Consider the following 17,812-nt stretch of genomic DNA (forward strand, 5'->3'; position numbering starts at 1 on the left):
GGGCTCCGTTGTTCGTTGGTGAGGGCTTCGACCAGATCGCTACAAGGCCGTGATCAGAGCCGATGGCTCACGATCCCGACTTTGAAACAGCCCTGGCCCTTCCCGGGTGTGATTTCCTGGAAAGAAATTCCGTTGCAGAAGGAAAGAATTGACATGCCCGGCGTGGGCATTCACAGGGAAATCGGTGGCCTCCCTGGGTGCTCGGGGTCGGAGTTTCGCCATGCCATGGCAAAAGGTGCCTGGGTCTCCGGAGGTGAGGGAAGGCACATGATGTGCCCTCCCCCACCACTGTGCGGAGTCAGGACTTCTGGGCCGCCTCGTACTCGTCCACGATGGACTGCGGGATACGACCCCTTTCGTTGATGGGCTTGCCGTTGGCCTTGGCCCATGCGCGGATCTCGCTGCTGCGTTCACGCGATGCGGTGGCGCGCGATCGCCGCTTGCCGCCCCTGGCCTGCTTGACGGGCGCCTTGCGTCCTGCCTCGGCGAAAGGTGTGAGGACCTCCCGGAGCTTGGCGGCGTTGGCGCTGCTCAGGTCGATCTCGTAGACGGACCCGTCCAGCCCGAACGTCACCGTCTCCTCTGCGTCACTGCCATCGAGGTCGTCGATCAGAAATACCTGGACCCTCTGTGCCATGGTACCCCCCGTGTCTTTTCGGATACGTGAAGGAAAATAGCACACAAGAACGGTGTGGCGTCAAATTTTGCCGCTGGATGTTCTGCTGTCTTGCTCCCGCTCCGAGGTGCCGGAAGAAGAAAAGCATTCCATTTCATGTCGGCGTGGGCCTGCTTCCCCGGTCCTTTCAGGAGTTTCTCTGCCTCCCCCGGTTTCCTCAGGTATTGCTGCTTGGGGACTTTCTGGGGCTCTCATGCTCACTCCAGGTTCGCGCGGATCGGTTCGCTCCGCCGGGCACACGGTGATTGTCGGATCGGCAGGCCAACGCTCGGTTCTGTCGGACCTCGCTCCTTCCGTGTGGTCCGGTGCTCCCCACATCCTCGGCAGGACCCCACCCCGCTGGTCACCGCCATCACCACGCAACCCTCCTGCCGTGTGAGGGAGACGTTGATGTCGGACCAGTTCCTGGAGCTGCTGTTGGCCGCGGCGGGGTCCGAACGCCTCTGGGTGGGGGTGCCGGCTCAGGCCGAGTACCGTCCCGCCGCAGGCGACGGGGCTTCGTGTATCACTCGGGACGGATCGGCGCGTGATGAGGACATGTCGAGACACCTGACACATCCCAAGAACGTGTTAGGTTTATCCAGGATTCTTAACACGTGGTGTGGGCATGTCGAAGGAGTTGACGCGTGTCCTGGAGCCCCGACGTTCCCTTCAACGATCTGCCCCCGCTGCCGCCGGCCGGCCTTGACCTCGAGCCCAAGCCCGTGCTCAAGTCGACCGTCCAAGCCCGAACGGCGCTGGCGACACTTGCCCAGGCCGGCCAACTGCTGCCGAACCCCAACGTCCTGATCCACGCCGTTCCGCTGCTCGAGGCGCAAGCCAGCTCCGAGATCGAGAACATCGTGACCACGGCCGATGAACTGTTCAAGCACGCCGACTCGGGCGGGGGAGACCACGCCACCAAGGAGGCACTGCGCTACCGGAGCGCGCTGTTCGCAGGAGTCGAATCGATCAGGAACCGGCCACTCACGTCTGCGACAGCTGTCCGGATCTGTTCCGAGTTGCAGGGCCGGGAGATGACCATCCGCGCGGTGGCCGGTACGCGCATCGCGAACCCGACCACACGGCAGGTCGTGTACGCCCCACCCGAGGGCGCCGACCTCATCCGCGAGAAGCTGTCGGCCTGGGAGCGGTTCGTTCACGCCGAGGACGACCTCGATCCGCTGGTGCGCATGGCGGTGGCCCACTACCAGTTCGAGGCGATCCACCCCTTCCATGACGGCAACGGACGCACCGGCCGCGTCATCAACATCCTGATGCTGATCGAGGCCGGTCTGCTGGACGACCCGATCCTCTATCTCTCACGCGCTGTCATCGCCCGTAAGAACGACTATTACCGGCTCCTGCGAGCCGTGACGGCTGACGGTGCCTGGATCGAATGGGTCCTCTACATGCTCGACGTGGTCCGCGACTCCGCCGTATCGACGACGCGAAAGATCGAAGCCATCCGCACGTGCCAGGAGAACATCGCCGAGCGAGCTCGTGCCGCCACCCCGGGCGGTCGGGACGCACAGTTCTTGGCCGTCCTGTTCGAACAGCCCTACTGCCGCATCAACACCGTCGCCGACCGATGCGAGGTCTCGCGCCAGACCGCGTCGTCCTGGCTACACGCCCTGGTCAAAGCAGGGCTTCTCCGCGATGTCAAGGTCGGTCGCGAACGCCTCTTCGTGAACCACGAGTTCCTGGACGTGTTGACGCGCCCCGAGTGAGCGGACACGGGCGACGATCAGCGATGACGGTCGCTCAAGTTGCCTGGCGCGTACCGGATCGCGATCGTCCGTGGGTCCCTTGCCGTGGTGAGCTCCTGGCGCTCGAGTGGCCGGACGTGGACCTGGAGAACGCCTCCGTGCCGATACGTGAGGCATGCCAGGGTGATGGCGAGGTGGGGGAGCCCAAGAGCGAAACGGGCTACCGCTACATCGATCTGGACACCACGACTGTCGATGTGCGGCGTGCATGGAAGGATCGCCAGGCACAGGAGCGCGTAGCAGTCGGTGAGCTGTGGGAGGAGAACGGCCTCGTCTTCACTGCGGAACCGGGCAGCCCTTTGCGGCTGGGAAACGTCACTGCTCAGATGGCCGAGTCGGTGCGTCGGTCCGGGATGCCGCCGGTGACCCTCACGGGTCGAGGCACGAATCTGCCAGTCCGAGCCTGGCCGCCAATGTCCGGACGAAGGTCATCAGCAGGACTCCGGGACACGCGCAGCCAAGCTTCACCGGCGACTCCTGCGGGTGCTCGATGCCACACCAGGAGCGCGAGGCTGCTGAAGGACAGCGCGCTGTCTCGGTGTAGAGGCTACCGTGAAGCCGAGCCGAGGGCTGGGGGAAGCTGCCGAGGAGGTCCTCGATGTCGACTGATGCGCGTGCCTCGTGCGTGCCAACCGCCCAGAAAAGAGACCTGGGGCTTCCGTGACACGGAAGCCCCAGGCCGGTGCGCGGAGGATCGGGGATTTGAACCCCGGATGGGCGTAAACCCAAACCGCATTAGCAGTGCGGCGCCATAGACCTGACTAGGCGAATCCTCCTGGCGGTACCCAGAGTACAGACCTTGGGGGGTGCTGTGCAAAACGAGCACTCCGGCACCGCACCGGGGCCGGCGGTGTCACCCCCTGCCGGTGCGTTCGATGACGAGGTCGGCGTCGCGGCGCAGCTTGTCGGCCGCACGGGAGAGCGTGCTCTTGACCGTGCCGAGCGTGACGCCCAGGCGGGCCGCGATCTGCGCCTCGGTGAGGTCGTCGTAGAAGCGCAGGCGCACCGTGGTGCGCTGGCGCTCGGGCAGCCTGTCCATGGCCCGGCCGACCACGTCGGCCAGGTCGCTGCGCCAGGTGGGGTCGTCGACGCGCTGCTCGGGGATCTCGTCGGTCGGGTACACGTCCAGGCGGCTGCGGCGCCACTCGGATATCTGGGTGTTGACCATCGCCCGGCGCACGTATCCGTCGCGGGCACGCGCGTCGGCGATGCGGTCCCAGGCCAGGAAGGTCTTGACCAGGGCTGCCTGGAGCAGGTCCTCGGCGTCGGCGTGGCTGCCGGTGAGGGAGCGGGCCATGCGCAGGAGGGCGGGGCCGTGTTCGGACACGTAGCGGCTGAACTCCTCGTACCGGGGGCTGTGGGTCGCTCCTCCCGCCACGTTCGACCACCGACCTCTGCTGAGCTGCCCTGTCGTTCCGCCCCTTCCCACAACTGTCACACAGCAAAGGCAAACACACAGGCAGATATGTCCCAGGTGCCGACAAACGCGGCAGTCGCAAGGCGTGCGCGGTGCATGGTTCTGTGTATTTTTCGGACTTCTTGCCAGGAGGTGTTGGCTTCTGCGCCTTCTCCTGGAACATGCTGTAGGCGTTCCGTGACCCACTGTGCTCGTCCTGATGTGCGGCCGGGCCCGTGCCGGTGCCGGCTGCGCACCCGGTCGCGACAATGGGCACATGGGACGAGCCGGGCGACAAGGGGTGGGGAGATGACGGTGACCGGAGGGGACCGCAGGCGGCTCACCGCCGTGCTCCTGGGTGCCGGGACCGCGCCCGAGCCCACCGAACTGGGAGGCCGGGTGGCGCGCGGTGTGGTCGTCGACGCCACCGACCGCATGCTCCTCCTGGCGGTACCGGGCGGGGAGGAGCGCTTCCTGCTCCAGCCCGGCACCGTGTTCTGGCGCGGGGGAGAGGTCCGGCCCCGCGAACTGCGGCCGGGCGACGACGCCGTGGTGCGCTGCTCGCCGGAGAGCCGCCTCGTGGCCGAGCGCGTGTGGGCCCGGGCGGCCCGCGCCACCGGCGTCATCACCGACCGGAGCGGGGACACCTTGTCGATCGACCCCGGACACGGGCGCCCGCCGCTGACCGTCGTCATCCCCTACCGCTCCTCCGGCCGGATCACCGTCCGCCATCCGCGCCTGGAACCCGGCTACGTCTTCGACGCCGTGGGCGTGTGGCGCGACGGCGCCGTGTGGGCCGTGCGGCCCGCGACCACCCAGCCGCCCCACCCCCTGGCGGCGGCCCCCCGCCGACCGCCCGTGCGCCGCTTCTCCCCGACGCTCTCGGGCATCGCCACCTGGTACGACCCGGCCTGGGGGCGCTCCTCCCACACCGACCCCCGGGCGCACGTGCGGGGCGCGGCCTACCCCGCCCTGGACCGGGCGGGCCACGATCCCGCCTGCGACCGGGGCACGCCGTGCCTCCCGCTGCCGCTGCTGTCCGAGGGGGCGGTCCTGAACCTGCGCAACGACTGCACGAGGGCGTCCGCGGCCGTTCCCGTCACCGGCTGCGCCTCCGCCGACAGCCGGCTGTGCGACCTGTGCCCCGCGTGCGGCGGCAGGGGAGCCGGCCGGATCGCCTCCCTCACCATGACGGCCTTCGTCGCCCTCGGGGGGCGGCTGGAGGACGGGTGCTTCAACGCGACCATGACGGTCCACAACGGGGAGGAATGACATGCTCCAGATCGTCGAGGCGGCACGCGAGGTCCAACTGCCGCTCCTGGCGGTGCTGCTGCTGCTCGGAGCCGCGGCCAAGGCGGTGTCCCGGAACACGGGATCCGGGGCGGCGGTCCTGCTGCCCGAGCGCCTGCGCAGGCCGGCCGCGGCCGGCACGGGCCTGCTGGAGGGCGCGCTGGGCGTCGGCCTGCTCGCCCTGGCGGGGCTGCCCGGTGAGGCCGCCAGGATCCTCACGGCGGTCGTGTTCGCCGCGTCGGTGGCGGTGCTGCTGCTGGCGCGCAGACGCGACCCGGAGGCGAGCTGCGGCTGCTTCGGGGGGCTCAGCCGGGCCCCGATCGGATGGCGCACGCTGACCCGCGCGGGACTGCTGTCGGCGGCCGCCCTGGCCACGTTCGGCATCGCCTCCTCCGGGTGGGAGGTCGTCGTCTCGCCGACGCCGGTGCACGCCGCCGTGCTGGGCGTGGAACTGCTCGTCCTCGGCCTGCTCAGCCCCGAACTGCGGGAGGCGGCTCGGCGGATCCGCCACCGCGAGCCGTGCGAGCTGCGCGAGGTGCCGCTGAACACCAGCGTGCGCCGACTGCGCCGGAGCCCGGTGTGGCGCGCCAACGAGGAGGTGATGACCTCCGAGGAGGCCCAGGACGTGTGGCGGCACGGCTGCTGGCGCTTCCTGCGCTACGACGGGATGCGGGACAACCGTCCCGTGGACGTGGTGTACGCGGTGCACGTCGACGGCCCGCGGCGCGCGGACGTGCGCGCCGTCGTGGTGGACCGTGAGAGTGCCGCGCTGCTCGCCTCGTTCGGTGCGGCGGCCGCGGACGACCTTCCCTGGCCCTCGCGCGGGCTGCCCGACCCCTGGGTGGCGGCGCGCAGGGACAAGGAGCGCTTCGACGCCGACGCGGCGGCCGCGAGCCTCAGGGCCGCCCGGGAGCATCCGTCCGGCCGGGGCCTGTCCGGAAGCACCGATGGCATGGAGTCCGGTGTGAGACGTGTCGGCAGGGCGGGTCGGCCCGCGGAAGAGCCCGCGCCCGTCCCGGCGGAGACGTCCGGAGCCGCCTCGGCGGACCCGTCGGAATCCGCGGAGCGGCGCCTCGCCGGTCCGGGGACCGGCGAGGCGGTCGGCACCGATGCCTCCGGGGATCCGCTGGTGCAGGGCTGACCCGAGGGCCTCGGCACGCGGGGTCGCCGTCGGCGTCAGCCCAGCTTCTGCTGCTGGAGCTCGACGGCGGCCTCGGTGAAGCCGACGAGCATCTCCTGGTAGTCCGCCAGCTCCCCGGAGCCCATGACGGTCGTGGTGCCGAGGATGTCGCCGTTGCGGTAGGTGATGCTGTACATGCGGCTGTCGCCCGCGTCGGAGGACGTCTCGACGGAGAAGGCCCGCGACTCGTCGGCCACCTGCGGCACGGTGTCCAGGTCGGTCAGGGAGTACTCCGCGGTGGTGCCGTTCTCGTAGGTGGCGGTGTAGGTCGAGCAGTCGCTCTCCACCTCGGCGGCCATGGCCTCCTGGGCGGCGCTCTCCTCGCCCATCTGCACGAAGATGTGGGTCACGGTGCCCTCGGACCACTCGTAGGAGGCCACCGACGCGGGAGCCGACTGCACGGTGTCCAGGCTGGCCCACTTGGGCGCGGCCTCCAGGCACTCGGGCTTGTCCAGCTCGGTGGAGGCCTTGAGCTCCTCCCCGTACTTGACCGTGGCGAGCTCGGAGTAGACGCCGCTCTCGCTGTTCTCCTCCACGAGGGTGGCGCCGTCGAACTCCGCCGGCTGGGCCGCGTGCAGGTCGGCGGTCGGTTCGGCGGGGGCCTCCTCGCCGACGGCGGCCGTGTTCTGCTCCTGCTCGGACCCGGTCTCCTCGGCCCCGCCGCACGCACTGGCGAGGAAGGCCAGAGGGAGGATCACCGGGAGGGCCCATGACCGGACAGCCGTGCGGCGCTTCGGCTCGGGGGTGGCCTGATCAGCCGAAACGTGCTTCCCAATGATGAGGTGGGGGCGCAACTGCATGGTGTTATCTCCTCGTTTGTGCGATATTTCCGCTGGGAGCGGCGTGCATTCCGCGTGCGATCGCTCACTGTGCAGCGGGGGTAACTCAAAGTATTGAGGAAGGACAACGGTGTCGCAGTCAAAACCGCAATATCTGCGGTCGGTGTTGGAGAGCATTCCCGCCTACAAGCCCGGACAGAAGGTCGTCGGGCCTGACGGTCGCTCGGTCAAGCTGTCCTCCAACGAGAGCCCCCACGGGCCGCTCGCCTCGGTCCGCGAGGCCGTCTCCAGGGCCGCCGCCGACCTCAACCGCTATCCGGACCCGGGTGCCACCGAGCTCAAGGCCGCGCTCGCCGCCCGCCTGGACGTCCCCGAGGAGCACGTCACCCTCGGCGCCGGTTCCGTCGGCCTCCTCCAGCAGTTGCTGGAGGCCGTGGGCGAGCCCGGTGCGGAGGTCGTCTACGCCTGGCGCTCCTTCGAGGCCTATCCGCTGCTGGCGGAGCTGGCCGGGGTCACCTCCGTGCGGGTGCCGCTCAAGGACGAGGTGCACGACCTCGACGCGATCGCGGACGCGATCACCGCCGACACCCGCATGGTGCTCGTCTGCAACCCCAACAACCCGACCGGGACGGCCGTCCGCGAGGACGAGCTCACCGCCTTCCTCGACCGGGTTCCCGAGCACGTCCTGGTGATCCTGGACGAGGCCTACCGCGAGTACGTGCGCGACCCGAAGGTGCCCGACGGAGTCACGCTGTACCGCGACCGCCCCAACGTCGCCGTGCTGCGCACGTTCTCCAAGGCCTACGGCCTGGCCGCGCTGCGGCTGGGCTTCCTGGTCGGCCACCCGCACGTCACCGCCGCGGTCGGCAAGACCCTGGTCCCCTTCGCGGTCAACCACCTGGCCCAGGCGGCCGGGATCGCCTCGCTGGAGGCCGAGGGAGAGCTGCTGAAGCGGGTCGCCGCCACGGTCGGGGAACGCGGCCGGGTCCGCGACGCGCTCGTCGAGGCCGGGTGGACCGTTCCGCCCACCGAGGCCAACTTCGTGTGGCTGCGCCTGGGGGAGGACACCCTGGACTTCGCCGCCGCCTGCGCCGAGGTGGGCGTGTCCGTGCGGCCCTTCGCGGGGGAGGGCGCCCGGGTGAGCCTGGGCACCCCGGAGGAGAACGACCTGTTCCTGTCGGTCGCCACCGCCTACGGGAAGCGCCGCTGACGGCACCCTCCTGAGCCTGGATCCGCCTCCGTCCACAGCCTGTGGACGGAGGCGCCCGCGTTCACCCGGCGGTCCGCGCGGCGGACGCCCTCCGGTGGCGGTCCATGTCGCGCCACAGGTGGGAGCGGTGCAGGCCCGAGCGCAGCAGGCGGGACAGGTCGGCGCGGGTGTCGTGCATCAACTGCACGTGGAAGTAGTTGACGTGCTCCAGGATCGCGAACAGCCACAGCCCCAGTCCGGGGAGCACCTGGATCCAGCGGGCACCGCCGGACAGCTGCCACAGCACGAGCGCGCCGCCGGCGGCCAGCAGGGCGACGTTGACCCGCAGCAGCACCCGGAAGACCCCGGTCCCCGCCGGCAGCGGCGTGCCCGTGCGCAGCTGGCGCAGCTTGAGCCACCAGTAGGCGCTCCCCTCCACCAGCAGGAGCGCGAACAGCCCGAAGCCCGCCAGGTTGGCGGCGGAGGGCGGGACGTCCAGCAGACCGAAGAGGACGAACGCGAACAGCGGGATGTTGACCAGTTCCAGCACGGCCAGGGAGACGAGGCGTCGGCGCATGCGAGAAGTGTTCCAGGGGGTTCGGGACCAGGCGCGGCGGGGTCCGCGCACGTGAAGGGAGCGCCCCTCGGGGCGCTCCTTTCCGTCGTCCGCGGCTACTTGCCCGCGGAGTCCTTGTCGAGCTTCTCGACGATCAGCCGGTACAGCTGGCGGGGGCGCCCCGGCTGAAGGGTGCGGTTGGGGGGCAGGGGCCAGGCCAGCCCCTCCTCGACGAGGGTGCGCAGGAGCCGGCGCGCGGTCCGGGAGGTGACACCCAGCATCCGCCCGGCGTTCTCCGCGTCGACGACGAGGGGGCCGTCCTCCTCCGCGATCTTCTCCGAGAGGCGGACGAGGGTCTCCCGCCCCTTGGTCCTGAGAGGCTCCGAGGACTGCCGTGCGGGCGCGCGCTGGGCCGGGACCAGGGAACGACCCTCGCGGTCCACCGCGAAGCTCTGACGGGACGCCTGGGCGCGGTTCAGAGCCGCCCGGGCGTGGGCCTCGGCGTCCTGGGTGGTGCGGCCCATGCCGATGCCCACCTCGATCGCGATGCCCAGCTCCGCCTTGATCCGCTCCACGAACGGGGGCTGCCTGAAGCCCTCGGTCGCGGTGACCAGGGACCCGCGGGTCGCCGTGATCATGAACGTGTGGTCGTCCAACCGGTGCGCCGTCGCGTTGATCCGGTGCGCCTCCTGCAGCAGCAGGCGGTGCAGCGACAGCCGCAGCTCCTCCCTCCAGTAGCGCGGGGTGGAGCGCCGGGAGGAGTCGCGCAGGGTGGGCACGTCGACGATGACCACGCCCAGCTGCGCCTCCTCCAGGCGGTGGTGCGCCCCCAGCAGACCGGCGGTCTGCAGGGCGCTGCGCACACCCGCGTTGGTCGGCCGGAGCCGGACCACGGGAACCCCGATGGCCTCCAGCCGCTCGGCGACCCCGCGCACGCACGTGATCGCCATCTTGGTGGCCTTGCGGCGCCACAGCCCCTCGTGGAACGACGTGAGCTGAGCCGTGTTGGTCAGCTCCTCGTGCACGTGGATCCCGTCCACGGGCAGGTCGACCTCGGAGTAGGCCTCCACCACGTCGGCGCGGCTGAGCACGTCCAGACTCGCTCTGGTCGGGTCGTAGCGCTCGTCCAGGGTGGCGCGAAGCAGTGCCTCGTGCAGACTCGCCCCGCCGAGCGGTACGTAGGTGGCGGGCATCGTGAGAACGCCCGCCTTGCGCGCGAACTCGTAGGGGACAGGGCTGGCGAACAGGTAGGCGTCGATCGCCGACCCCAGCCTGACGACCTTGTCGGTCGCCTCTTGCTCATCTCGGTACGCGGCGGCGATGAGTCTGGCGTTGAGTGGGCCCGTGGACCCAGGACCCATGAGCATGACCCGCTCGACCACCTCATGGGGCCCTATGACGCCGATCGTCAAATCGCCAGTACGCTGGGCACTCACCTCGGGTTGCTCCCCGCTACCATTCCACGCTCTTCACTATGTGCGCCCACTGGTTTTCCGACCCGATCCGATCTCTGTCACGGCATGATTGCCGAGATCGTACCCATTGTGCGGGGCCAAAGAAGATCGTTTTCGATATCAACGCCGAAGGCCCGGGTGGGAGGAGACCCCCCACCCCGGCTTGAACTGCGCTTTCGACCCGCTAGGAGGCGCTGACGCGTTCCACGTCGGCACCCAGCGCAGCGAGACGGTTCGCGAACTGTGCGTGACCTCGGTCCACCAGATAGCCGGGCGCCACGATTGTCTCACCTTCGGCGACCAGTCCGGCGAGCACCAGGGCGGCGCCGGTACGGAGGTCGTGGGCGATCACCTCGGTGCCGCGCAGGTTGGTGGGGCCGTGCACGATGGCGCGGGTGCCCTCCACCTCGATCTTCGCGCCCATCTTGTTGAGCTCGTCGGCCAGGGCGAACCGGCCGTCGTAGATCGCCTCGTGGATGTAGCTCTCACCCTCGGCCATGGTGGCCAGCGCCATGAGCGGCGACTGGAGGTCGGTGGCGAAACCCGGGAAGGGCGACGTGACGGCGTTGATCGGGCGCAGCGGGGCCTGCGGGTCGCGCCGCACGTGCAGGACGGCACCCTGCTGGGCGAACTCGACGCCCATCTGCTCCATCTTCCAGCGGGCCACGCCCAGGTGGTCCAGGTGGGCGCCCACCAGGCTGACCTCGCCGCCGGTGGCCGCGACGGCCATCGCGAACACGCCGGCGTCGATGCGGTCGGACATGATCGTGTGCTCGACCGCGGTGAGCTCCTCGACGCCCTCGACCGTGATGAGGCCGGTGCCGCCGCCGCTGATCTTGGCGCCCATGGCGGTCAGGAAGTCGATGACGTCCAGGACCTCGGGCTCCAGCGCGGCGTGCTCGATCACCGTCGTGCCGGGGGACAGGACCGCGGCCATGATGAGGTTCTCGGTGCCCGTGTGCGAGGGGGTGTCGAGGTAGAGGCGGCCGCCGCGGAGGTTGTCGGCCACGACGTTGATGTGGTTGAGCTCGAGGTCCTCGGTGACCTCGGCGCCCAGGCGCGCGAAGCCCCGGTAGTGGAAGTCGAGGTTGCGGCTGCCGAGGTTGCACCCGCCCACGCCCTCGATGCGGGCGCGACCGGTGCGGTGCATGAGCGCCGGAACGAAGAGCACCGAACCGCGGAAGCGGGCCGCGATGTCCGCGGGCAGGACCGCGCGCTCGGGGTCGTTCAGGCAGGAGGCGTCGATGACGACGGTGCGTTCCGCCTCGTGGAACTCGACCTTGGCGCCCACGTGCTCGGCGAGCTCGAGGGAGCGGTAGACGTCTTCGATGACTGGGACGTTCCGCAGCACCGTACGGCCCTTGGCCGCGAGGAGGGCGGCCCCGATCATCGGCAGGACGGCGTTCTTCGCGCCCTGGACGAACGCCGTTCCATTGAGGGGGCGTCCGCCGCGGACGCGGTAACGAACCTCCTGGCCCATGCTCATGTGCTCCTTTGTGAGGCAGATGTGAAAAAAGGTCACCCTCGTCGGGTTTCGCCTATGTGCTTCTTAGACGCGGGTTTCCCCTGGAACGTTGCGACGATCTCGTGTGTGACCTGCGCGGCCAGTGAACCGTTGATTCGCGACGACTCTATAGCACCGGTCGGCCGGGACCGGCCCGGAACGGGTTGTACCCGCAGAACCGGAACGGAGCCCTGCCAATCGTCCAAAGAGGTATTCGCCTGACGGGAAAGACCGAGTTCGGAGGGGATCACCGTGCGACTGGCCGACCGGCGCCGCGGGGCCGCACACAGTGCCTTCAACCATACGTGCTTCCGCCGGCCGTGATACCGAGCAGGTGTTCGGTATCACGGCGCCGGACCCCCTAGAGACGCGGCTTCTCCCCGGTCAGGCGCTCGTAGATCTCCGTGTAGCGGCCCAGAGTGTGTTCGACCACCGGCTCCGGGAGGCCCGGCGGCGGGGTGTCCGAGGCCCGGTCCCACCCCGACTCGGCGGAGGTGAGCCAGTCCCGCAGCACCTGCTTGTCGAACGACTCCTGCGGGCGCCCCGGGACCCACGCGTCGGCGGGCCAGTACCGGGAGGAATCGGGCGTGAAGACCTCGTCGGCCAGCACCAGGGAGCCGTCGGCGTCCCGGCCGAACTCGAACTTGGTGTCGGCCAGGAGGACCCCGCGCTCCCGGGCGAGTTCCCGGCCGCGCGCGTACACCCGCAGGGTGAGGTCGCGCAGCTCTGCGGCGAGCTCCCCGCCGTGGTGCCGCGCGACCTCCTCGAACGAGACGTTCTCGTCGTGGTCGCCGACCTCGGCCTTGGTGGCCGGGGTGAAGATCGGCTCGTCCAGTTCGGAACCGTCCACCAGCCCCTCGGGCAGCGGTATCCCGCACACCGTGCCGTCCACGCGGTACTCCGCCAGGCCCGAGCCGGTCAGGTACCCGCGGGCCACGCACTCGACCGGCACCATGTCCAGCCTCCGGCACACGAGCGTGCGGCCGGCCCAGTCCGCGGGGGCGCCCTCCGGCGGCGTGTCGGAGAGGACGTGGTTCGGCACCAGGTCGGCCAGCTGGTCGAACCACCACAGGGACAGCTGCGTGAGCAGCCGGCCCTTGCCCGGGATCTCCGTGGGCAGCACCCAGTCGTAGGCGGACACGCGATCGCTGGCCACCATCACCAGCTCACCGGAGGCGGTGGCGTACAGGTCGCGCACCTTGCCGGTGTGCAGGTGGGTGAGGCCCTCGACCCGGACGGGCTCGGGCGTGACGACGAAACCGCTCATGGCGTTCCCAGGTTCCTCGTGGCTCTTACAGTTCCGCGGCGGCGCGCTCGGCGATGTCGGTGCGGTGGAAGGAGCCGCGCAGCTCGATCCTCGACACGGCCTCGTAGGCCCGCTCGCGGGCCTGACGCAGGTCGGTTCCGGTTCCCACCACGCTGAGCACCCGGCCGCCGCTCGCGACGACGTCGCTCGCGCCCCGCCACGACGTGCCCGCGTGGAGCACGTACGCGCCCTCCAGGGCGTTCGCGGCGTCCAGTCCGCCGACGACGTCGCCCTTGACCGGGTCGCCGGGGTAGCCCTCGGCCGCCACCACCACGGTGACCGCCGCGCCCGGCTTCCACTGGAGGGAGCCGATCTCCTTCAGACCGGCGGTGTCGGTGGCCTGGAGCACCGCGCCGATCGGGGAGGCCAGCCGGTCCAGCACCACCTGGGTCTCCGGGTCGCCGAAGCGGGCGTTGAACTCCACCACGCGCGGACCCTTCGAGGTGAGCGCCAGGCCCACGTACAGCAGGCCCTGGTAGCGGTTGCCGCGCCGGTTCATCTCCTGCAGGGTCGGCCGGACGACCGACTCCATCACCTCGTCGACCAGGCCGGCCGGGGCCCACGGCAGCGGGGCGTAGGCGCCCATGCCGCCGGTGTTGGGGCCCTGGTCGCCGTCGTAGGCGCGCTTGAAGTCCTGCGCGGGCAGCAGCGGCAGCGCGTGCGCGCCGTCGCTCAGCACGAAGAGGGAGACCTCCGGGCCGTCGAGGTACTCCTCGACGACCACGCGCCCGCACTCGCGGGCGTGGCGCTCGGCCGCGGCGCGGTCCTCGGTCACCACGACGCCCTTGCCCGCGGCCAGGCCGTCGTTCTTCACCACGTAGGGGGCGCCGAACTCGTCCAGCGCGTCGGACACCTGGCTCGCGTTGCGGCAGACCCGGGCCCTCGCGGTGGGCACGCCCGCGGCGAGCATGACCTCCTTGGCGTAGGCCTTGGAGCCCTCCAGGCGGGCGGCCTCCTTGTCCGGGCCGAACACCGGGATGCCCCGCTCCCGCAGCGCGTCGGCGACGCCCGCGACCAGGGGTGCCTCGGGACCGATGACGACCAGCTCCGCCCGGATACGGGCGGCCAGCTCGGTCACGGCCAGTCCGTCGGTCACGTTGATGACGTGGTTCTCGGCCAGGTCCGAGACACCGGGGTTTCCGGGCGCGCAGTGGATGCTGGTGACACCCGGGTCGAGGGACAGGGCGCGAACGAGGGCGTGCTCGCGCCCTCCGCCGCCGAGGACGAGGGCTTTCAAGGGGGCCTCTTCGTGTTGGAGGGCTGACAGAGGGACAGGCGGCCCGGGAGGGGTCAGACCAGGGAGCGCAGTTCCAGCGTCTGGTCGCGGCCGGGGCCGACACCGATGGCGGAGACCGGAGCGCCCGCCATCTCCTCCAGGGTACGCACGTAGGCCTGGGCGTTCCCGGGAAGTTCGTCGAAGCTGCGGGCGCCGGTGATGTCCTCGCTCCAGCCGTCCAGGTACTCGTAGACGGGCTTCGCGTGGTGGAAGTCGGTCTGGGTCATCGGGATCTCGTCGTGGCGGACCCCGTCGACCTCGTAGGCCACGCAGACCGGGATGCGGTCCAGGCCGGTGAGCACGTCGAGCTTGGTGAGGAAGAAGTCGGTGATGCCGTTGATCCGGGTGGCGTAGCGCGCGATGGGCGCGTCGAACCAGCCGCAGCGGCGGTCGCGTCCGGTGGTGACGCCGTACTCGTGCCCCTGCTTGCGCAGCCACTCGCCCTGCTCGTCGAGCAGCTCGGTCGGGAACGGGCCCGAGCCGACGCGGGTGGTGTAGGCCTTGAGGATGCCGACGACCTTGGTGATGCGCGTGGGGCCGATGCCCGACCCGGCCGCGGCGCCGCCCGAGGTGGGCGAGGAGGAGGTGACGAAGGGGTAGGTGCCGTGGTCGATGTCCAGGAGGGTGCCCTGCGAGCCCTCCAGGTAGACGGTCTTGCCCTCGTCGAGCGCCTTGTTGAGGAGCAGCGCGGTGTCGGCGACGTAGGGGCGCAGCTGCTCGGCGTAGCCCAGGTACTCCTCGATGATCGGCTCGGCCTCGAGGGCGCGCCGGTTGTAGACCTTGGTGAGGAGCTGGTTCTTGTCGTGGATGGCCAGCTCGATCTTCTTGCGGAGGATCTTGGGGTCGAACATGTCCTGGACGCGCACGCCCTGGCGGGACACCTTGTCGGCGTAGGTGGGGCCGATGCCGCGGCCGGTGGTGCCGATCCTGCCCTTGCCCAGGAAGCGCTCGCTGACCTTGTCCAGTGCCCGGTGGTAGGGCATGATCAGGTGCGCGTTGGCCGAGATCAGCAGGCGTGAGGTGTCCACCCCGCGCGCCTGGAGGCCCGCCAGCTCCTCCATGAGGACGCCGGGGTCGATGACGACGCCGTTGGCGATCACGGGGACGACGTTCGGGGAGAGGATGCCCGAGGGCAGCAGGTGGAGGGCGTATTTCTGATCACCGATGACCACGGTGTGCCCGGCGTTGTTGCCGCCCTGGTACCGGACCACGTAGTCCACGCGGTCGCCGACAAGGTCGGTCGCCTTGCCCTTGCCCTCGTCGCCCCACTGGGCGCCTACGAGCGTGATCGCCGGCATTGGTCTCTACCTCTTCGCTCGACACCTGTACCGGGGTCTTCTGCCCCGGGACATGGAACAGCCCCTGACGCAAGGCAGCGACAGGGGCCTTTGCGTCTTGAGGTTACACGACCAGCCCATCCGGGTTGAGTGGGGCACAGGGCGCTTTTCGCGGTGGCGGCAGGGCGCCGGGCGGGGGGACCGCCGCGGCGGAGGCGGAACGGCCCCTCCGGCCTTCCGCACCCGCTCCGGGGCGGAGGCCGCACCGCCCTTCCAGCGCCTCGAAGGCGGCCGGAAGGGCGGTGTGCTCCGGAGTGCTCCGGAGAGGTCAGCCGTTGAGGGCCTTGTCGGCCTCCGCGCTGGAGTCGCGCAGGAAGGTCGCGCAGCGCTCGGCCTCCTCGGTCTCGCCGATCTCCCCGGCCGCGCGGCCCAGGAAGTGCAGGGCGCGCAGGAAGCCCTGGTTGGGCTCGTGCTCCCACGGAATCGGCCCGTGGCCCTTCCAGCCCGCACGGCGCAGCTGGTCCAGGCCCCGGTGGTAGCCGGTACGTGCGTAGGCGTAGGCGGTCACCGGCCGGCCGTCGGCCAGGGCCAGCTCGGCCAGCCGCGCCCAGGCGGCCGAGTACTCCGGGAACCGGCCGGCGACCGGGGTGGGGTCGTCGGCGGCGGCCAGGGCCTCGCGGGCCTCGGGGCTGTCGGGCAGGCGGGTGGCGGGCGGCTCGCCCAGCAGGTTCTGGTGCAGGTTCATGGCCCCATCCTGCCACCGTGCCCGAGGCGCCGCCGGAAGCCGAGCGCTCCCGGACACGGAGGTGCCCGGCGGCCGTCTCCGGCAGCCGGGCACCCGCCGCGTCCCACCTGTCCGGTGGCGGCGCGGTTACTTCATCTTGTTGCCCGCGGACTTGAGGTGCTGGGCGGCCTCCACCACGCGGGCGGCCATGCCGGCCTCGGCGGCCTTGCCGTAGGAGCGCGGGTCGTAGGCCTTCTTGCTGCCGATCTCGCCGTCGATCTTCAGAACACCGTCGTAGTTCTTCATGACGTGGTCGACGATCGGGCGGGTGAAGGCGTACTGCGTGTCGGTGTCGACGTTCATCTTCACCACGCCGTAGCTGATGGCCTCGTGGATCTCCTCCATGCTGGAGCCGGAGCCGCCGTGGAAGACGAAGTCGAACGCCTTCTCCTTGCCGTGCTTCTCGGCGACGGCCTCCTGGGCCTTCTTCAGCACCTCGGGACGCAGCTTCACGAAGCCCGGCTTGTAGGAGCCGTGCACGTTGCCGAAGGTCAGGGCGGTCATGTAGTAGCCCTTCTCGCCGAGGCCGAGGACCTCGGCGGTGCGCAGGGCGTCCGCCGGCGTGGTGTACAGCTTCTCGTTGATCTCGCCGACGATGCCGTCCTCCTCGCCGCCGACCACGCCGACCTCGATCTCGAGGATGGTGTTCGCGGCCTTGGAGGCGGCCAGCAGCTCCTCGGCGATCTGGAGGTTCTCCTCCAGCTCGACGGCGGAGCCGTCCCACATGTGGGACTGGAACAGCGGCTCCTGGCCCTTGGCCACACGCTCCTTGGAGATCTCGAGAAGCGGGCGCACGAACCCGTCGAGCTTGTTCTTGGGGCAGTGGTCGGTGTGCAGCGCGACGTTGACCGGGTACTTGGCGGCCACGACGCGGGCGTACTCGGCGAAGGCGACCGACCCGGTGACCATGTCCTTGATCGTCGCGCCGGAGAGGAACTCCGCACCGCCCGTGGAGATCTGGACGATGCCGTCGCTTTCCGCCTCGGCGAAGCCGCGCAGGGCGGCGTGCAGCGTCTGGCTCGAGGTCACGTTGATCGCCGGGTAGGCGAAGCCCTCGGACTTCGCGCGGCGCAGCATCTCGGTGTAGACCTCGGGGCTGGCGATGGGCATGGGTTCTCCCTGGATTCGACCTGGAGCGAGCGTCCGCCGGACGGGCCGGCGGCGTTCCGCGTGCGTTGCCGGGCGGACGGCCCCGACCGTCGGAAAGGGCCTCCGGAGCAGTGTGGCCGGATGTGTCCACCAGGCGTTGTGGACCAGTATCCCGAATCCCCTGGGTGCATGAAAGGTCTAGACCAAACTACGAAGTGGCTCCGGCGTCGTCCCAGTTCAGAAGGGAGAGGTGAAGTGTGCGGGGTCTCCGCGTCCGTGTGGCGAGGTTAACTTTGCCCCGACTTGAC

At 70.2% G+C, this 17,812-nt stretch carries 15 protein-coding genes and 1 tRNA gene; 4 read left to right on the forward strand and 12 right to left on the reverse strand.

Features of this window, described 5'->3' with window-relative positions:
* Positions 1–298 precede the first annotated feature (298 nt).
* Positions 299–637, reverse strand: a complete 339-nt coding sequence (locus tag FHS13_RS18485) for a histone-like nucleoid-structuring protein Lsr2 (RefSeq protein WP_184293212.1) — start codon at positions 635–637, stop codon at positions 299–301.
* 665 nt (positions 638–1,302) lie between these two features.
* On the opposite strand from FHS13_RS18485, the gene FHS13_RS18490 reads away from it, so the two are divergent.
* Positions 1,303–2,385 (forward strand): Fic/DOC family N-terminal domain-containing protein, encoded by a 1,083-nt coding sequence (locus FHS13_RS18490; RefSeq protein WP_184293213.1) that lies wholly within the window; start codon positions 1,303–1,305, stop codon positions 2,383–2,385.
* 726 nt (positions 2,386–3,111) lie between these two features.
* On the opposite strand, the gene FHS13_RS18495 is transcribed toward FHS13_RS18490, so the two are convergent.
* Together FHS13_RS18495 and FHS13_RS18500 are read right to left on the reverse strand one after the other, a co-directional pair.
* Positions 3,112–3,200 (reverse strand) — tRNA-Ser (locus tag FHS13_RS18495).
* A gap of 77 nt (positions 3,201–3,277) precedes the next feature.
* A complete protein-coding gene (locus FHS13_RS18500; RefSeq protein ID WP_184293214.1) occupies positions 3,278–3,802 on the reverse strand; it encodes a SigE family RNA polymerase sigma factor in 525 nt (174 codons plus the stop codon).
* A gap of 327 nt (positions 3,803–4,129) precedes the next feature.
* Here FHS13_RS18500 and FHS13_RS18505 point away from each other — a divergent pair, with 327 nt between their 5' ends.
* Together FHS13_RS18505 and FHS13_RS18510 are read left to right on the forward strand one after the other, a co-directional pair.
* Positions 4,130–5,092, forward strand: a complete 963-nt coding sequence (locus FHS13_RS18505; RefSeq protein ID WP_184293215.1) for a hypothetical protein — start codon at positions 4,130–4,132, stop codon at positions 5,090–5,092.
* Position 5,093: 1 nt separating this feature from the next.
* Complete coding sequence (locus FHS13_RS18510; protein WP_184293216.1) at positions 5,094–6,251, forward strand: MauE/DoxX family redox-associated membrane protein; 1,158 nt, start codon at positions 5,094–5,096, stop codon at positions 6,249–6,251.
* 35 nt (positions 6,252–6,286) lie between these two features.
* On the opposite strand, the gene FHS13_RS18515 is transcribed toward FHS13_RS18510, so the two are convergent.
* Positions 6,287–6,988: a hypothetical protein gene (locus tag FHS13_RS18515; RefSeq protein ID WP_184293217.1), complete on the reverse strand. Its 702-nt coding sequence runs from the start codon at positions 6,986–6,988 to the stop codon at positions 6,287–6,289.
* 211 nt (positions 6,989–7,199) lie between these two features.
* On the opposite strand from FHS13_RS18515, the gene hisC reads away from it, so the two are divergent.
* Positions 7,200–8,279 carry a histidinol-phosphate transaminase gene (gene hisC / locus FHS13_RS18520; protein WP_184293218.1) on the forward strand — a complete coding sequence of 360 codons (1,080 nt, stop codon included), beginning with the start codon at positions 7,200–7,202 and terminating at the stop codon, positions 8,277–8,279.
* 61 nt (positions 8,280–8,340) lie between these two features.
* Here hisC and FHS13_RS18525 read toward each other — a convergent pair whose 3' ends face one another.
* The 8 genes from FHS13_RS18525 to fbaA form a co-directional block, all read right to left on the reverse strand.
* A complete protein-coding gene (locus FHS13_RS18525; protein WP_184293219.1) occupies positions 8,341–8,835 on the reverse strand; it encodes a hypothetical protein in 495 nt (164 codons plus the stop codon).
* A gap of 95 nt (positions 8,836–8,930) precedes the next feature.
* Positions 8,931–10,181, reverse strand: coding sequence for a transcriptional regulator (locus tag FHS13_RS18530; RefSeq protein ID WP_221443189.1), 1,251 nt, complete (start codon positions 10,179–10,181; stop codon positions 8,931–8,933).
* 271 nt (positions 10,182–10,452) lie between these two features.
* Positions 10,453–11,754, reverse strand: coding sequence for a UDP-N-acetylglucosamine 1-carboxyvinyltransferase (gene murA / locus FHS13_RS18535; RefSeq protein WP_246405439.1), 1,302 nt, complete (start codon positions 11,752–11,754; stop codon positions 10,453–10,455).
* 379 nt (positions 11,755–12,133) lie between these two features.
* Positions 12,134–13,039, reverse strand: coding sequence for a phosphoribosylaminoimidazolesuccinocarboxamide synthase (locus FHS13_RS18540; RefSeq protein WP_184293221.1), 906 nt, complete (start codon positions 13,037–13,039; stop codon positions 12,134–12,136).
* 25 nt (positions 13,040–13,064) lie between these two features.
* Entirely contained in the window at positions 13,065–14,315 is a 1,251-nt protein-coding gene (purD, locus tag FHS13_RS18545) for a phosphoribosylamine--glycine ligase (protein WP_184293222.1), read from the reverse strand.
* Between the two features lie 53 nt (positions 14,316–14,368).
* Positions 14,369–15,652 carry an adenylosuccinate synthase gene (locus FHS13_RS18550; protein ID WP_184293223.1) on the reverse strand — a complete coding sequence of 428 codons (1,284 nt, stop codon included), beginning with the start codon at positions 15,650–15,652 and terminating at the stop codon, positions 14,369–14,371.
* 307 nt (positions 15,653–15,959) lie between these two features.
* Positions 15,960–16,376, reverse strand: a complete 417-nt coding sequence (locus FHS13_RS18555; protein WP_184293224.1) for a DUF3151 domain-containing protein — start codon at positions 16,374–16,376, stop codon at positions 15,960–15,962.
* Positions 16,377–16,502: 126 nt separating this feature from the next.
* Positions 16,503–17,525, reverse strand: a complete 1,023-nt coding sequence (gene fbaA, locus FHS13_RS18560) for a class II fructose-bisphosphate aldolase (protein ID WP_184293225.1) — start codon at positions 17,523–17,525, stop codon at positions 16,503–16,505.
* Positions 17,526–17,812: the final 287 nt, after the last annotated feature.

The organism is Nocardiopsis algeriensis (assembly GCF_014203695.1).
GTDB classification, from domain to species: Bacteria; Actinomycetota; Actinomycetes; order Streptosporangiales; family Streptosporangiaceae; genus Nocardiopsis; species Nocardiopsis algeriensis.

Excerpts from the sequence above, each read along its gene's own strand:
- FHS13_RS18485 (WP_184293212.1), bottom strand. The coding sequence starts at position 637 with ATGGCACAGAGGGTCCAGGTATTTCTGATCGACGACCTCGATGGCAGT.
- FHS13_RS18525 (WP_184293219.1), bottom strand. The coding sequence starts at position 8,835 with ATGCGCCGACGCCTCGTCTCCCTGGCCGTGCTGGAACTGGTCAACATC.
- FHS13_RS18530 (WP_221443189.1), bottom strand. The coding sequence starts at position 10,181 with ATGCTCATGGGTCCTGGGTCCACGGGCCCACTCAACGCCAGACTCATC.
- FHS13_RS18505 (WP_184293215.1), top strand. The coding sequence starts at position 4,130 with ATGACGGTGACCGGAGGGGACCGCAGGCGGCTCACCGCCGTGCTCCTG.
- murA (WP_246405439.1), bottom strand. The coding sequence starts at position 11,754 with ATGAGCATGGGCCAGGAGGTTCGTTACCGCGTCCGCGGCGGACGCCCC.
- FHS13_RS18555 (WP_184293224.1), bottom strand. The coding sequence starts at position 16,376 with ATGAACCTGCACCAGAACCTGCTGGGCGAGCCGCCCGCCACCCGCCTG.
- FHS13_RS18510 (WP_184293216.1), top strand. The coding sequence starts at position 5,094 with ATGCTCCAGATCGTCGAGGCGGCACGCGAGGTCCAACTGCCGCTCCTG.
- FHS13_RS18550 (WP_184293223.1), bottom strand. The coding sequence starts at position 15,652 with ATGCCGGCGATCACGCTCGTAGGCGCCCAGTGGGGCGACGAGGGCAAG.
- fbaA (WP_184293225.1), bottom strand. The coding sequence starts at position 17,525 with ATGCCCATCGCCAGCCCCGAGGTCTACACCGAGATGCTGCGCCGCGCG.
- FHS13_RS18540 (WP_184293221.1), bottom strand. The coding sequence starts at position 13,039 with ATGAGCGGTTTCGTCGTCACGCCCGAGCCCGTCCGGGTCGAGGGCCTC.